Annotated in this window: 9 protein-coding genes; 3 read left to right on the forward strand and 6 right to left on the reverse strand. The window is 44.7% G+C overall.

Features of this window, described 5'->3' with window-relative positions; all coding sequences use genetic code 11:
* Positions 1–97 precede the first annotated feature (97 nt).
* Together gnpA and ABIE27_RS20345 are read right to left on the reverse strand one after the other, a co-directional pair.
* On the reverse strand, positions 98–2,275 hold the full coding sequence (gnpA, locus tag ABIE27_RS20340) for a 1,3-beta-galactosyl-N-acetylhexosamine phosphorylase (RefSeq protein ID WP_429351347.1): 2,178 nt from the start codon (positions 2,273–2,275) through the stop codon (positions 98–100).
* 2 nt (positions 2,276–2,277) lie between these two features.
* A complete protein-coding gene (locus ABIE27_RS20345) occupies positions 2,278–3,306 on the reverse strand; it encodes a glycoside hydrolase family 88/105 protein (RefSeq protein ID WP_429351348.1) in 1,029 nt (342 codons plus the stop codon).
* 177 nt (positions 3,307–3,483) lie between these two features.
* On the opposite strand from ABIE27_RS20345, the gene ABIE27_RS20350 reads away from it, so the two are divergent.
* Complete coding sequence (locus tag ABIE27_RS20350; RefSeq protein ID WP_123064923.1) at positions 3,484–4,458, forward strand: helix-turn-helix domain-containing protein; 975 nt, start codon at positions 3,484–3,486, stop codon at positions 4,456–4,458.
* A 101-nt stretch (positions 4,459–4,559) separates the two neighbouring features.
* Here ABIE27_RS20350 and ABIE27_RS20355 read toward each other — a convergent pair whose 3' ends face one another.
* Positions 4,560–8,453, reverse strand: a complete 3,894-nt coding sequence (locus ABIE27_RS20355) for an S-layer homology domain-containing protein (protein WP_429351349.1) — start codon at positions 8,451–8,453, stop codon at positions 4,560–4,562.
* A 277-nt stretch (positions 8,454–8,730) separates the two neighbouring features.
* Between ABIE27_RS20355 and ABIE27_RS20360 the strand changes: the two genes are divergently transcribed.
* Both ABIE27_RS20360 and ABIE27_RS20365 read left to right on the forward strand, forming a co-directional pair.
* Positions 8,731–11,868, forward strand: coding sequence for an ATP-binding protein (locus tag ABIE27_RS20360; RefSeq protein ID WP_161556950.1), 3,138 nt, complete (start codon positions 8,731–8,733; stop codon positions 11,866–11,868).
* Positions 11,865–12,983 (forward strand): response regulator, encoded by a 1,119-nt coding sequence (locus ABIE27_RS20365; RefSeq protein ID WP_429351350.1) that lies wholly within the window; start codon positions 11,865–11,867, stop codon positions 12,981–12,983. Before ABIE27_RS20360 ends, ABIE27_RS20365 begins: the two co-directional genes overlap by 4 nt.
* Positions 12,984–13,147: 164 nt before the next feature.
* Here the strand turns inward: ABIE27_RS20365 and ABIE27_RS20370 are convergent, their stop codons facing one another.
* From ABIE27_RS20370 to ABIE27_RS20380, 3 genes are all read right to left on the reverse strand, one after another.
* On the reverse strand, positions 13,148–14,320 hold the full coding sequence (locus ABIE27_RS20370) for a DUF4317 domain-containing protein (RefSeq protein ID WP_090923180.1): 1,173 nt from the start codon (positions 14,318–14,320) through the stop codon (positions 13,148–13,150).
* Between the two features lie 536 nt (positions 14,321–14,856).
* Entirely contained in the window at positions 14,857–15,858 is a 1,002-nt protein-coding gene (locus ABIE27_RS20375) for a hypothetical protein (RefSeq protein WP_429351351.1), read from the reverse strand.
* Positions 15,855–17,150: an AAA family ATPase gene (locus ABIE27_RS20380; protein ID WP_429351352.1), complete on the reverse strand. Its 1,296-nt coding sequence runs from the start codon at positions 17,148–17,150 to the stop codon at positions 15,855–15,857. Before ABIE27_RS20380 ends, ABIE27_RS20375 begins: the two co-directional genes overlap by 4 nt.
* Between the last annotated feature and the right edge of the window lie 220 nt (positions 17,151–17,370).

A 17,370-nucleotide genomic window follows, 5' to 3' on the forward strand; every position in this document is an offset into this window, starting at 1 on the left:
CTTATAGCGTATGTGCTACAGACCTTGAGCTTTTTTGGTGTCAAAACTAATCATTTTTACGGTCGATTCGATGACAGGACAACCTTCCATATTTATGTTACACCGATGCCTGCGCCCCAATTCGGGTGATGATGGTATCAAATGGAGCGATATCCAACCTCTGCATCCCATGCTCCGTGTCAATCGTCGTCGTCTGCGCCTGATCACTGTTGTTGATCACAACCAGCTTGCCGCTCTCGGGATAATACGCACACTCCGTATACACATTATCCGTAATATACTTGGCGTTGTGTTGTTCATTACCGGCGAAGCGAATCACATTCAGCAACAGTCTGGCATTCGCCCAATTAAACTCAAACGAAGACAGATAGATTCCTTTTCCTTTGCCAAAAGCATGTACAGACAGCGCAATGTTCCCTTCCGTTTCCAGCACCACCTCGGCCGTTCCATCGGTCAGATAACGTTGCGGCTTGCCTTTCACTGTCGCACCTTCTGGCATAAGCTCATGCCGATCCTGTACATCATAGGCCCATTTTCCATGTACTACACGCGCACCAGTGTCCTCATCCACCCCAAGCACATGAGCCATTCGGAAAAAGGTATCATAACCTTCCACCGCCGACGGCTGGTTGATGCCAATGAATGTGCCTCCGTCGTGCACCCAACGGGTGAGCTGATCTACACATGTCGTGTCATGCCAATGCTCGCCACCGCTCCATGCCGAACCGGCTCTTCCAGCATTAATGACAACATCCACCTCGTACAGCACGCCTTGACGAATATCTTCAAAATCGATAAAGCGTACATCAACCGGCAACCCGGCTAACGCTTCATTCACATGGATCAAGTCATGCATGTAAGTCTCATGAAAATGTCCCGACAACGTCCATGATCTCAATCGGCCCCAGCTATGTAGAACAGCTACACGCGTCTGAAGTTGCGCAGGTTTGCCTGCCTGGTGCAATGCTTTGATCTCCCTGAACTCATCTGCGACCTTCTCGATATACTCTACAAAATCAGGATAAGGCTCCACTAGGTGCAGATATCCACCCAGTCCGATGCGGTCAATCTTCTCACGCAGCAGTGCGCGCCGAATGTTGATCCAGTAGTTTTTGGCATCGAGCGTTGGGTTGCCTCCCTCCTTGAAGGTAGGCAATCCCCCTAACCCAACGGGGAACAGATAGGGATGCAGGCGAATTTCATGTGTTTCAGCCTTGACGCCTGAACACATTCTGGACTCATACCCGGAGAACACACATTTGATCATGCCATCGAAGCCAAACTCTTCAAAGCGGTCGTTGTACGGCTCCATGCCCACCCAGCTGTCATCATAAAAAACATAAGCCAGCTTGCCATGGCGATGCACGATATCAATCAATTTTCTGCCAAAATCAATGACAAAATCATTGATAAATGCCATCCAGTCCAGCTTTCGCTGCCCCGCAGGCATATGGCTGGCCTGGTACTTTCCGCCATTCACAAAATCCTCTGCGGTGAGTGTATAGCCATATTTTTCAGCAAATAAATCGAGTCCTCTTGAACTGACCGTGAAATCGTAGGAACCCCAGTCCGAGAACAGATGGCGGTTACGCTCATCACTGCCCCAAATCCAGGCAAAATTATAGAAGAGCGACGTGAATCGAACAACCGTTGTTTCGGGGTGAGCAAGGCACCATTTTTCCATCCAATCCAATAGATACGTTTGTGTGTCCGTATACATGGGGTCGATCTGCATCAGGTGTTCCTTGTCCCAGTTGTTCGTTGTGTGATTATACATAGAGATTTCTTCCCAGATGCGATAAACCATGAAACTTACCGTGTATTTGTGCCAAGCTGTAATGCCGGTAATGACTACGTTCCCGGATTCCCTTTCGTAGTTCCACTGCGTTCTCGGTACTTCCTGTCCGGTTGTCCGGTCGTACACCTGCCAATACTTCAACGCTTCTTTCGAATCGTTCACCTTGAATTGTTCGGCAAAAAAGTCCTCCATCAGATAGATGGAGATATAATCCTGCACGGCTACCTTGGGATGGGTAATAAGAAAACATTGCTGGAGCTTATCCTGGTTCCTTGATGCCCACTCATTATGATCCCGGATGATACAGATCGTCGAATAAATGCCGTATCCGGCCTGAATGATCTCACCCGACAACTTTGTTCCGTCACTGTCCCTTATGGTATCAGCTCCCCACCGCTCTGCCAGCTCCAGCGTCAACGCTTCATAACCGGATTCTCCTGGTAACGTGAAAGCGCCTTTGGTTGATCTCGGCAACATATTCACTCTCCTCGTCGCAGCATATCCGACAGAAATGCCAGTGCCAGTCCCTGACCCCAGCCTTGAATCCAGTCTTTCGGAATGTTACGGTATCCTTCGCGATCCTTCATCACAGCCGTTCCGCCGGATACGCCTAACACACGCCCGTCTTCACTGATATGGCTCATAACGCCTTGCAGCGCCTTCTGCACATATTTCGTATGCAGCGGGTTGCCGTTATTGATCATCGCTGCGGCAATGCCGCACGACGCGGAAACTTCCTCATAAGATTCCGCATCATCCAGCACGGTACGCCATAAGCCATCTTCCGTCTGCAGAAGCTTGAGAGCCGCAAGTTGATCGCGCAAAGAACATTCAACGTCCATACATTGCGGATACAAGTACCACTCTTTGAGCTGTGGTTTCACCTGTGACATAGTGTAAGCCCCCCACGCATTTGCCCTTCCCCAATAAAAGCCTGACATATGATCCTTGTTTACGTTGTTATAACCGTGATACCACAGACCGGTGCTCGGATCTTGCAGGTATTTGATATGCCAGTAATACTGATTCAGCGCATCCTGGATCATCGCTTCATCCTTCAGCTTACTGCCCACTCGGAGCAGGAAAAAAGCCGCCATAAACAGTGTATCTGCCCAGGCTTGTTCGGGAAAATCATTCGCTGTTGATACCGTATGCTGTAACACCCGATCACCGAAGCGAAGCGCATGATTCTGCAAATAATCCACTTTGCTCATCACGATATCCCAATATTTCTGATCGCCCGTCTCTTCGTATAACGTGATTAGCACATGCCCCATCGCACATGTATTCACCGTCCAGCTCGGCAATCCAAGTTCTATATATTCATCCGCCCACTTCACAAGTTTGTCCAAAATCTCCGAATCACCTGTCGTTTGGTAAGCTCTCGATACTCCGTAATAAGCTACGCCGCAGGGCCAATCCCACGTTAAATCCATATCCAGTGTTTTTCTCGTTACATTTTGAATGACGTTTAAAATTTGTTCACGGTCGTATTTCACTTGCAGCATTGAAATTCCCCTCTCCCGCGCACACTCCTCAGATTGAGTATAAGAAGTGACCGCCCTGTGATGTAAACGCTTTACTTATTTCATTGTACGCAGTAAAATAGTCTGCATCTAAGCATATTCGTAACAAAACTGCGCAATTTCGATCATTTATAATCCGACGAATAGGAGCAGCCGGACATGCCCAAACCGAAAAAACCTGTCATTGAATACCGCCATTACAGCCTGCCCATAGACTTTCCTGTTCTGCTGCTCAGCGGGGAGCGCTGGAAAATCTCTGATGTGAAGAGTGAGCACCTTCATTTCCATAATCATATGGAGATCGGAATCTGTTACTCCGATGGAGGTGTAATGGAGATTAAGGGAGAAAACGTTCCTTTCCGAGCCGGAGATGTTACATTCCTGCCTCGTTACCTGCCCCATACGACGTACAGTTCACCTAATACTGCAAGCAGGTGGGCCTATCTCTTTTTTTCGCCAGAGGAACTGTTCCAGCATTCATTAAAAACACCGCAGAGTAACATGGAGCCCAACCTCCGAGCTATTCAAGCAAGCCGTTGTGTGTTACATAAAGATCAGTATCCAAAGGTGTATATGCTGGCGACATCGATTGTGGAGGAAATTCAGCGGCAATCCCCATTCTATCGAGAGAGTGCGTATGGATTGTTAATGTCGCTGTATATTGAGTTGCTGCGAATTCATGCGAGCGATGAGAACGGGCTTAGCCGAGAGCAGAAGCTGGAGTTAGAACAGATGCGGGAACCGGAAAGGCAGAGCCGTCAGCCTGATCTCGTTATATCCCCTGCTCTGGAATTTATCACGAGGAATTATATGTTGCCGGTGACGATTGACGAGCTTGCAGAACTGTGTCATCTAAGCACCACCCATTTTCGCCGCAAGTTCCATGAGATTATGGGCACGACTCCTCTTGATTTTCTAAACAGTACACGCGTAGAAGAGGCTTGCAAACGATTAAAAAGTACCGATGCCTCTGTGCTCTCGATCTCCGAGCAAGTCGGGTTCAGGTCCATTTCCAGCTTCAACCGTTGCTTTGCCAGATTAATAGGAACGTCGCCGAAGGCTTGGCGCACAGGTACTCACATGGAAGCCCAATCAGCCAAAGCATCTATTTTGGCATTTACAGGCTGGGTCTAAACTACATAAAAAAATCCCGAAAGTCATTGCAGACTTCCGGGATTTTTTTATTCGTTCTTATGACTGACTCCATTTCGCAGCTCAAATATGCAAACGAATCTTTAGATCAGGTCAGACTGTTGCAATAGTCTTCTCAGGATGGTCGCTGTCTCGGCTCTTGTGATCGACTGTAATGGTGCAATCGTATTCGAACCGCGACCCGTTACTAGTCCCGTATGGACACTGGCTGCGGCCGCTTCCTTCGCCCAGTCGGCTACTTGTTCTGCATCTGTGAAGCTGGACAACTGTTGCACAGCATCAGCAGGCACCTGACCGTCCAGTCCTGTCACTTTCATGGCTCGTGCGATGAGAGTCATCGCTTCCTGACGGGTAATCTGCTCTTGTGGACGGAATGTTCCGTCCTCATAGCCGCCGATCAGACCATATTCTGAAGCCGTCTTCACGACATCTGCAAACCAGTCTTTATCATTCACATCGCGGAAGCCGGTGCTTCCTTCACCCGGCTTCAAACCCAGTGCGCGTACGACGATGGCTGCGAATTCGGCCCGTGTAATGCTGCGATCTGGTTCGAAATTGTTGTTTGATACGCCGCTCACGATCATACGTGAGCTCATATCGTTCACTGCTATATTACTCCAGTGGTTAGCCACATCCGTGAAGGATTGAGGGTAGTACACAATGCTATATGCACTGTTGGTCAAGCTGTTAATCTTCGCATAATATGCGCCGTTCATTATTGTAATCTTCGTTGGTACATGACGAACGCTGCCATCTTTATCAATGACGACACCTGTTGTCATTCGGTCTGGAGCAATGTTTGCTGGAAGAGCAATCGTACGCTCTACGTAGCTACTGAATTCATTTACAGTTGTAGTCTTACCGTTATAGCTGGCAATTACGTTGAATTCCACAGGTGTTCCGACCAGCGTATATCCAGCTTGCTGTGAAACGGACTTCGCTGCTTGCACCGTAGTTGGATCTACTTGAGCAATCTCTACTTGAAGCTTGATGCTCTCAAGGGAGTCGTTACTATTCAATTTAAACTGGTCAGCCACGCTGTTGATCCGAATCTGACTTGCTGGCAGAGTAAAGCTTGCTGTATCTGTCTGGAGTACCAACACCGCCTGCTTATCTTCCATAAGCTTCACCGTCTGTCCATTCAATTCGCCGATAATTACACCTGCATTCGCAATATTACTGCCCGTAACTGGAATCGTAATTACGCTGCCAGCGGCTTCGGTATTCAGCTTTTGGGCGATCGCTTCTGCATTCACAGAGATCGTCACGATCTGTTGCCCCTTCACTGTCGTAGTCATTAAGGTTCCCGCAGATTGTGCCTGGCCGTTCACCAGTACCTGAACGTTACTGCTGGTATTATTATTGATCACTGGTGAGGTAACGCCTCCACCCCCGTTACTTGCTCCACCAGTTCCAGCATTTCCAGTATTGCCAGTGCCGTTATCTTCATTACCACGAGTAATGAGTAACGTGTAAGTCTTCTTGGTGCTGCCATTCGGTGCAGTCACCTCGATCGTTACTTTATTTCGTCCGTTTGCGAGCGAAATATCTGCACTTTTTCCACTCGTACCATTGATCTTAACGCTCGCACCTTCTTGAACAGGAGTGACATTAACTACTAACGAGCGGGTTGAACTGCTCACGCTTGCTGTATAATGCTCCACATCCGGGCTGAAGACTGGAGATAATATACCACTAGTCAATGTCAGACCACCCAGGTTGGCATTGTTACTAGGTTCGCTGAGACGTTTTACGTTCAGATTGTAACTGTTGCTGTTGCCGTCCTCTGCTGTCACCTTGATCTGTACAGGATTCAATCCTGTCACCAGGTTAGAAGCCGTGTAGGAATACACATCATCGGTAACGGATTGCTGGGTTGCTCCAGTGACGCTTAGTGTCTGGCTGGTCTCTGCCTTGGAGAAGGAGAAGTCCAGACTGGTTACTTCGGGAGCTACTTCCACTTGGTAATTCCGCTCTTCTGGCGAGAAGGCTGGAGATAATGTACCGCTATTCAGTGTCAGACCACCCAGGTGGGTATTGTTACTAGGTTCGCCGAGACGTTTCACGCTCAGGTTATAAGTATTGCTGTTGCCATCCTCGGCCGTCACTTTGATCTGTACAGGGTTCAAGCCTGTCATCAGGTTAGAAGCCGTATAGGAATATACATCATCGGTAACGGATTGCTCTGTTGCTCCAGTCACACTGATTGTCTGGCTGGTCTCTGCCTTGGAGAAGGAGAAGACCAGGCTCGTTACTTCGGGAGCTACTTCCACTTGGTAATCCATCTCTGTTGGCGAGAAGCCTGGCTCCAGCGTGCCTTGACCTACATTCAGGCTGGACAGTGTAGCATTCTCGGACTGCCACTTGGCATATAGAGTAAGATTACTCGTCACAGGTGACTGAAAATCATAGGCCTGCATAAGCTCGATATCTGTGTACCAGCCGAAAAACTTGTATCCCTCTCTAATCGGTGGCAGTGGCTCTGTTGCCTTATGATTATGGCCGACTGACTGCGACAAGATTGGGGTGCCTCCGTTCGTGACGAAGGTTACATTCGAATTCCCATTTCCCCATTGCGCATAGAGTGTAACGTCAGCGCCGTTAATGTTGAAGGTATCATTCGGACTGTAGTCCGTGCCCGTTCCGTCTGCAGCTGTATTCCAGTGTGAGAAAGTGTAGCCTTCTTTCTCCATATTGCCGGTGTTTGCAGCTACTGTGACAAGGGGAGACAGCGTAGAATAGCCCTGCATGTCTACAGGTACACTACCTGACTCATGACCATTGCCGTTGTAGCTGACGTTATACTGGGTAGTAAGTGACTTCACGGTTGTTTTCTTACTAGCGGATTGATCCTGATAAGCAACATATGGAATGTTATCGGATCCCAAGGCAAACGATACATATTGAACTTGATTAAGGGTGTTCGGTCCAGTGAAGTTACTTCCTCCAACAGGTTGCCACTGATTCCCGATGAGCTTTTTGACAACTCCAAAAGGCCGCTCTCCGAACATGGTTCCATTGTCACTATAAGCAACATATGGAGTTCCTATGGAATCGAAAGCCAGTGTATTTTCTCTGGACGAGCCAACAGAAATGCCACCACTGTTTCCAACCGCCTCCCATTGGTTACCTGCGAACTTTAGTACATTAGTTTTATAAGAATTGTCTTGATTTGAAAAAGCAATATAAGGAACGTCGTTGGAAGCGATTTCGATCGCATGGTTCGATGATTGACCCGCTGTGAGCTTGGTAGCTCCCACGTAACTCCATGCTGATCCGTCGAACTTCTTAACAGACAACCTAAAGTTGTCTGTCCCGTCACTGTAGACCACATAAGGGGTATTCTGTGAATCCAGGGCGAGAGCCATTTCATTGGCCAAGCCTGAAGTCACCCACGTTCCCACGGTAGACCATGTATTATTCGTAAACTTCACAACTTTAGCTCTGTTCTGGTTTGGATAGTCTTTATAGAGAACATATGGATTATCTGCGGAGTCGAAGGCAATCTGCATACCACTCGCTGATCCTGGTGAAACATTGCTCCCTCCCACATATTCCCATTGACCAGCAGTGAACCTCTTTACTCCTAGCTTACCTTCGTTAGCTTCATCCGTGTAAACAAGGTATGGCGTATCTTGCTTATCAATGCCAAGGAACAATTCATAGGCTTTTCCTGACGAGATTCCAGGACTTCCTACAGTTTGCCACTGGCCGTTCACAAATTTCATGACCGTCGCCTTCCCGTAGTTCCCTTTATCTGCGAAAGCAACATAAGGAGTATTTTGTGCGTCCAAGGCTACGGAATTGTATTCAGCTTCTCCAGTACTAATACCTGGAGCTCCTAAGGACGCCCAAGTCTCGGTGGCTGCGTAGGCACGGTCTTCTCCCCAATTATGAAATCCGGGAATACCGCTCAGGACTAATAAAAAGGTGAGTATCATAGATAAAGCTTTTTTTGCATTCAGAATCTTGATCATGTTCTACTTCCTTTCTAAGTTTGATTTGTAAATCAAAAAGCTTAAGGATTTGTACATACCCTCAGCTCCATAAGTCCAGAGTTGCGCAAAGATAGGTCTTTGGATACTTTCACTAGATTCTTTCGACATATCACACATTCGAATTATACAAAATTACAATAAACAAAAAATAAACAAAGAATTTTGTCGATATTGAATTGCACCCCCTCGGGATATCCGCTACAATGCCGATAGAATACTAGAGATGATTGGTAATCTCCCAAAGGAGCAGCAAAACGTGTTCATACGAATTTCAGGTGTTGTTCTCACCGTGATACTTGCTGTTATGCTGCTAGTTCTATCCACGGCAAGAGAACCGCAAGCTGCCGAGCTCCATGCACGTCAGGGTATTCTGGATCTATCAACCTGGAACCCGAAGCTAGAGAATCGCATCAGGCTGGACGGTGAATGGGAATTTTATTGGAAGACGCTACTACCAGCTCCAGTGAATATCGCGGGTCAGAAACAACCGGGAACCCAAACATCTCCTGATGCTTATGCAGAGGTCCCTGGTACTTGGGGACCCATTCAGATAGGGGATAAACGATTACCTTCCTACGGTTTTGCTACATATCGGCTTGTCCTGCGCAATACACCCGTTGAGGGCACACTTGCTATCAAAAAGAGCAACATTCGTTTTGCCAGCGAAATTTACGTCAATGGCACCAAACTGATGGAAGACGGACAAGCCGTGGAAAAAAATGCAGGATATCAGGCAGGCAATTCACCACAAATCGGATTTTTTCCTTATCATGGCGGTGATATTGAAATACTGGTTCGGGTCGCCAACTATGACTATCCCAATGCAGGCATCTCGGGTCCGCTTTTTTTGGGAGAACAGACTGCCATGCTAAAAAGCCATCAGAATCGCACAGCCATTGAACTGGCAACTATGGCTGTACTGGCCACCATATCCATCATTTTTCTCATCAGTTATCTGGGATCTGCTCTATATCGAAACCGGGATAGTTCCCTGCTACTACTTGGTCTGGTGTGTTTACTATATGCCCTCTACAATGGCATGATCAGTGAACGGGTTTTGGCGGCAGCAAGCACAGATCTTTCATTTAGCACGTTATATAAACTAAAAGATTTTTGCTCCGTTGCCTGTCTCGGCTTATTGATCTTTTATTTCTACCGTTTCAGAACGGGCATATTCTCAGGGGTGCTTACCTCTGTAACGCTGTTTATTTTTGGCGCTTATATCAGTTTGCTCGTACTCTTCCCTATCTCCGTCTACGTATTAACCGCACCTTATGTTATCGGACTGTATACGTTGATTCTCTTATGGCTACTAGTGCAGTGTGCTTTGCGGTATGTGCTCAGTGAGAAGGGAGAACGATTATCGAGCTTTCTATGGTACGCGGCCATGCTCTGTATTACACTGTATTGTCTGGACATCAATCTGTTCTCCATTTCACTCAAAGAAAATGTCAATATCGGACAGGTATGTATCGTACTATTCAGCATCCTGATGCTGTTTCTAGCCGTCCTGCGATTTTTCGAGGCCTACCTCACCGTTCGCTCTCTGAAGGATCAGCTTCTCCTGCTCGACCAGGTAAAGGATGACTTTCTATCCAACACGTCCCATGAGCTCAAAACACCGCTCAACGCCATCGTCAATATTAGCGAGAGTCTGCTCAAGGGTTCAGAAGGCCCTCTCACGGATGAGCAGGCACATAATCTGGCGATTGTGACAGGTAGCGGCAGACGTTTGACTTACTTGGTGGATGAACTGCTGGACTACTCCAAAATGAAACACGGGGACATCCCACTACACCGTTCAGCCACCGATTTGTCTTCCTATGTCGAATCCGTAATGCGCATGCATTCCTTCCTGCTCGGTACCAAAAAGGTGGAACTGATCAACGACATCCCTGCCTATTTCCCGGCAATATATGCAGACGGGAATCGTCTTGTTCAGATTCTGCACAATCTGATCGGTAATGCCATCAAATTCACGGAACAGGGTTTTGTCCGGATAAGTGCTACACTCGTTCAGGGCAAAGCAGAACTACGCATTGCCGATACGGGACGAGGCATCAGCCCCAGCAAGTTGGAGCATATCTTCCTGCCATTCGAGCAGGAAGCAGATGCCGGCCCTATGGCTGCCGGAGGCACTGGCCTTGGACTAAGCATCACGCGCAAGCTTGTTGAGATGCATGGCGGAACCATTCACGCCGAATCAACGCTGGGTCAAGGCGCCACATTTATTCTGACGTTCCCACTGGCTGAAGGTAAAAAAGAAAAACGTTCCAACGTGACGCCTTTCAGTATGGCCCCTACGGTTACGGGGAATCGACCACTGAGATATGAAGAACCTGTCATTGTGCAAGGGGTAAGGAATGAATGGATTCTCGTGGTTGACGATGATGCAGCCAATCTGCAGACTATTGTTGGTCTGCTGAAGCTGGAAGGGTACAGTTATGCCGTTACCTCCCGTTCCCATTCGGTATTAGGGCTGTTAGACAAGCTTCCTTCCGTTCATCTGGTGATAGCTGATATCATGATGCCAGGCATGTCAGGTTATGAACTGCTCGACCGGATTCGGGAGCGCTTCTCCCCTTCCGAACTTCCCGTGCTCATGCTGACCGCAGGCAATAAAGCTCATCAATTAAAGCTTGCGCTGGAGAAGGGAGCCAATGATTTTGTATCCAAGCCTTTTGAATCGGAGGAATTGCTGGCCCGAATCGGTGGTCTAACCCGGATGAAAGCGTCCGTTCAGGCTGCACGAAATGCCGAAATTTCCTTTTTACGTTCCCAGATTAACCCGCACTTTCTGTATAACGCCTTGAACGCCATTGCCGAATTATGTGTGGATGCGCCAGATGAGGCAGAACGATTGATTTTACAATTATCCAGTTATTTGCGGGGCAGTGTGCACTTCAAACATCTGGATTCCAAGACCAGCCTGGAGAACGAATTGGGTATGATCGAGGCCTATGTAGCCATTGAACAGGCACGCTTCGGATCAAGGCTCGAAGTCATTATCGATGTGGATGCGGATGTGGATCGAACCATGCAGATTCCGCCGCTGATTCTGCAGCCCTTGATCGAAAATGCTATTCGGCATGGGCTGATGTCCCGAGTTGGCGGCGGTCGTGTGATGCTCTCTATTCGTAATCTCAGCGAAACGGAAACCAGGTTTACCATTGAAGACAACGGCATAGGTATGACGGAGCAGAAAATGAAAGAGCTCCGCCAGGCCGCCGACGGTAGCACAGGTGTCGGTTTATGGAATATATCGAGCAGGCTCAAACTGCTGTACAACAGGGATTTTCGGATGGAAAGCCATGATGGTGAAGGAACACGCATTACGCTCGATCTTCCCATACAACACCAGAGCATGAAGGGTAACGGGGGGTACATTACATGATAAAAGTAATCATCGTAGACGATGAGGATCTATCGCTCAAACGACTAAAACGGATCTTGACTGAAAGTGGAGCCATTGAGGTATGCGAAGTATTCCATGACCCCGAGAAAGCTTGCGAATATGCAGCAAATCACCGTTTTGATGCTGCTTTTCTGGATATCACCATGCCACGAATTTCCGGTATGCAACTGATCGGCGAATTACGCAAGCATCATGCCTCCCTTCCGATTGTGCTGGTCACAGGATATGAGGAATATGCCGTACAGGCTTTTGAAAAAGAAGTCATCGATTATATCATCAAACCTGTGACAGCCGAGCGTGTAAGTCGTACGATTCAGCGCTTGCAGCAACTTCTCCGGAACACGGCTATCTCATCGGAGCCGGTTTCCCCTTCCCCTCGTCTGACTGTGCGGATGTTTGGCGAATTTACTGTGCTTGATGGAGCGAATGTGGATACCCCTGTGAAGCTACGAACGCCGAAAACAGAGGAGTTGCTCGCATTTCTTTTATGTGCGAAGTCGACGAGCCGTGATGTACTGGCTGATACGTTATGGAAGGATCTCAGTCCGCAGAAAGCCTGGACTAATATCAACTCAACGCTGTACTACGTCAGGCGTGCGGTTGGAGATAACAGCGATGTTCCTCTGATCCAGAAGGATCGAAACGGGATTCGTATTGACCGGGATTCCATCGATTGTGATCTGTATGAGTTCGAAGCGTTATTCCGCCAGATCCGTCAAACTTCAACCTATTCACCTGAGATGTTCGAACGAATAGACACGTTGTACCGGGGTGAACTTTTGAAAGGGCGGCATTATGAATGGGCATTCGCATGGTCAAGACAGCTCGAGATGGACTTCATCACAATGATGGAAACGGCTGCTCAATATCATATTCAGCAAAAGCAACCCCTGCGTACACTGCATTATTTGGATCGAATCCTGCAGGTCGATTCGATTCGAGAAGATATTCACCGTGAAAAAATCGTGATTTATCTTTCGCTTGGTCGGCGGACTGAAGCCCAGTGGCAATACCAGCTACTCGAGGAATTGCTTCACGAGGAGCTTGGCTCCCGCCCGGCAACCGATATCCAGCAGTTACTGCGACAATCATAACTGAGACAGACACAAAGACAGACACAAAGACAGAGACAGACCTAAGACAACAAAGCCCAAGCCTGGCGGAATGACCGCAAGCTTGGGCTTTGCATTACATTTAAGTTGAATCATTTTTATCAAGCTTAGTAGAGTCTAGTTGATGTTCGAAGTTAAGTTCGTCGTTACAGATTCTCCGTAGCCAGCGTGAACCCTTCAATCACCGCATCTTCATCTACTTCAATCATGATACAGCGTCTTCCCTGATAGTTGACTTGTCTCACATATTTGAGGTCCTGCGGACTGATCGAGATGGTTGCCACCTTGGTATCAATCTTGATCGACTTGGAAGTGTACTTCGGCATCACGCTGTTTGCCTTCAGCTCATAGTTTTTATTGTCAACGATCGTTTCGAATGCACGTTCCACCTTCTCGGTGGTCAGTTCTTCTACGCCGCTGGCTGTAAGCAGACGTTCCACGTCTTTGTAATCCAGCTTCGGTGGCTCTTCCTCATGGGATTCCTCGTTCACTTCAATAACCCGGTTAATCTCTTCATACACATGGGCCAGCGTAGTAGCATCCATCTGCTCACCCGTGATCTCTTTGACGATATCCTCGAATATTGCCCGCTCTTCCAGAGCCGTTACCGAACGTTCCCCATTCAGCACATTTTCAACAAAATGAGGGTCCGGGAAATTAGATTTGCCCGTGCAGTATAGCACACGGTTTACGTCGGAATAGTTGTCCGTCACGCTTGGATACAGGAAACCCTGCTCCGGCGTACTTAATTTGATGATCGGATCAACGATGATGTTGTACTTGAATTCCCGCTCTACATAGTCGAAGAGCAGCGTCTTACGCTGTTTCTCGGTGGAATTCACACTACACAGGATGAAGGGGTGAGCAAAGACCTCATTTTTCTCGCTTTCCTCCGTTGCCTCATTTCTCGCCTTCGTTGGCAGATAATACTGCCCTTTAATAAACGTAACCACCATATCCCGTTCATACTTGGCATCAGCCATCATACGATCGACAAGCAACAGCATCAGATCCTGCCACTCATCCGGGTCACCTGTGACGAGTGCCTGGTGAAGCATCACCTGTGCTGGCTCCTCCGCCTCTTCCTGGAATTTCAGTTCGAACAGTTTCTGATCCAGTTCACCTGTAAGCAATTTTTTGAAATTGCCCATGTATAACTCTTGCTTCTCCCGATCCACCAGTTCAAACGGATGGCGTTCCCAGTGATAGACTTCATTGGTTTCTTTCGTAATATAGACATTCAGGATGTCGTAAATGTTCAGCAGGTCATGATCCAGCTTGAATTGTTTGCGAATGTGCGCGACTTCTTTTTTATTCATGATTCGTTAGACAACTCCTCAAGTAAATTGGCTTTACAAGTATAAACGATAAAAAAAAGCTTCGCCAGAAGGAGGTTTGATGTTAGTGGTTTTGTATCTTAGCATATACTATAAAAAATATTCTCTTTAACAATTGGTTTGAAAATACCTAAAGGCCCTTTCTCAATTAATTCAGAAAAATTGTACATGCTTTAGTTGAAAATATTTTCTTCATTATACAGAATGAGAAACTTAAAACTGCATGATTTTTATTCTATATTGGCAGAAATCAGGTATATATATACTAATTTGAAGATAATAATAAAAGAATAAAAAATTATTACGGAGTGATACAAAATGATCTACGAATTAAATTACAATAAATTCAGACAAGAAAAGACTCAACTCACACATAGAAAAAAATTCAGCAAAAACCAATTTTATGAGTTGGTCTCTACTGCTAGGTTTGAGTTAAGTCATCATGATGATTACGATGCAGTTGTAAATTTACTTTGTGAAAGGTATGGCTTTAATAAAATCGGAGTTATATATTTAGATTAGCCTAGCTTTCTAAGCCTATCCTTAATGTACCCTACCTCTGATTCTGAGTGATGCTGTAAAATAACATTATGAATGATATCCTTTGAATAGCTTTTTTTAAGCTTCCATGAGCATTTATTTAAGATACCAGAATTACAAAATTGACATCTCTGTTGTCCCATTATTACTTCATCTTTTATACACTTCTCCATTAATTCTTGAGCCTTAATATATATATTTTCAATAAATGACTCAAGCAACCACTTTCCCTTGATCACTTGTCGATAAGAATGATCCATACTAAGTTCCAAAGAAGTTGCAAATTCATCTAATTCGTTTCTTTTTTCAAGAATTTGTTGAATATCTGCATAGCTATTTTTAATCCTCCCAAAACTATACTTATAACCTAAAATTCCAGAATATCTTATATCACATGCATTTTTTAATGATTCCAAAGAGATATAGTATAGCTCTTGAAAAATAGAGTGCAGATTTTCAGGAGCGACAAACTCAATAATATGTTCATTTATCATTGAATGACTATTAAGCATATTTTCCAACACATATCTAGCGTGTTCCCTTGTAACAAAATGAGTTTCAATTGAATATACTTCTAAGGTGAATAAGCACTTCAATTCGGATAAAGATTCACCACGAAAAACAGTTGCATCTCTATCAACAATACCTAAAATGTATCTTTCGTTTTCAAGAGATTTATCAATTTCAAACTGAGCAGCTTGAATAAACTTCTTTACTCCTTCACAACCCTCGGAATATCCTGAGAACGTCTCTACAGCTCGAACAGATATATTTATATTATTAGACAAAGCGAGTGATTCGTAGATCGGAACATCGTCAAACCCTTCAACTATAATTAAGGGTTTCTTTTCTAGTCTTGCCCGAGATATTATTTGTCCAAAAGAGTTATATTGAATTGATTCAGCACTGGATATAGTATGGGTAAAGTTTTTATCACTATAGTCAAGTTTTCTCTTGTTAAAAGTAATAATAGAACTCATTCTTTAATCTCCACCAAGTTGTTAGTGTTATATTCAGCAATTGCTGGGCTATGAGTAGCTACGATAATCTGCGCATCAGGTACACACCTTGTTAGAAGATTGAGCAGCTTACTTTGCCATTTTAGGTTCAATGAAATTTCTGGCTCATCTATCATAAGGACATTTCTATCGCTTCCATCAATTATAAACAAGGTTAAAAAGGATAATAAATGTCTTTCTCCACTAGATAACTTGTCTATACTATGGAACCCATTAGGAGTAGATATTCTAGGCCCCTTCTCATCAATTATTAACTTTTTGTTATCATTAAGATATGTATTAAATTCATCGACAAGTTGAGTTACTGAGTTCAAAACCCCTCTCCCCTTCTCTAATTCAATTATCATATTATATACAAGACTGGACAAGATATATTTCCCTTCAAAAGGGTTAACAAAATCTTGATAATAAGAATTCTCATCAAAATTTTCCAATATACCTCTTATTCGGTTGCTCAATTGGTTATTTGGTAGTTCCAATAACACTTCTAACAATGTATCTGAATAAATTATCAACTTATCTAAAAATTCTTCTTCTGAAAATAAATTAGAATCTTCTTCTGGATTGTCTACAATTTGAGCTAACGTTTCAAAAAGTGCCTTTTGAACTCTATTAGTAATATAATTCTTCTCTAGTAGATATCTATCATGGAGCGTGTTTTCAACATTACTCATAGATAGATTATCAATCATAATATGCCTGTTATCAAAATCTATTTCATTTGAATTGCGTCTTTGCCTCTTGTATTTAGTTTGAATTTGATTATTCAAGAAATCTGACATTTCCTCAATATTTCTTGATGCTTTTTTATTTTCTGAATTATTTACAAATTCAATTTTAAATAATCGTAGCATTTTACTTACATCTAAAGGTGAAACTCTTCCTAATGCATTATTTACTGTAATGCCACGATTAACCCCAAACACTAACGATGAAAAAGACTCAATATAATCTTCAATGTCTTCTATGTCACTGAACCACTCATATTCATTCTTATCTGATGAATATTCTGCTTCAATATAGCATATTATATTTGTTTTTCTATTTTTCAGAATAATGGATCCTTTTTTTATTTGCTCGCTCTCTAAAAGGGTCCCGTTTCCAGAGAAGATTGCGTGTAAAATTTTTAATAGAGTTGTTTTACCCGTTCCATTGGAACCATGGATGATAGTGACATTATCATCTGGGAAGTTCAATTCTATTTTTCTATCACCTCTAAAACCATCGATTGTTACATTGAGAATTCTGTACAAAGAGAACCCCTCCATGTTTATAATCTTACGTTGATATTGTATTTCTATAATAAGGAAATTGCAATCCATTGTGTGTTATTTCTAACAATTGAGATGATTTTCTGATTAAATCTACTATACTTTTTACTGAATATTGAAAGAATTATTATTATATAAAGTCAAATGAAATTTTGTTCTTCAATCTTTCTGCTCTAAATAGATTTCAAATATCTAAACAACA

It is taken from the genome of Paenibacillus sp. 4624 (assembly GCF_050435065.1).
GTDB classification, from domain to species: Bacteria; Bacillota; Bacilli; order Paenibacillales; family Paenibacillaceae; genus Paenibacillus; species Paenibacillus amylolyticus_D.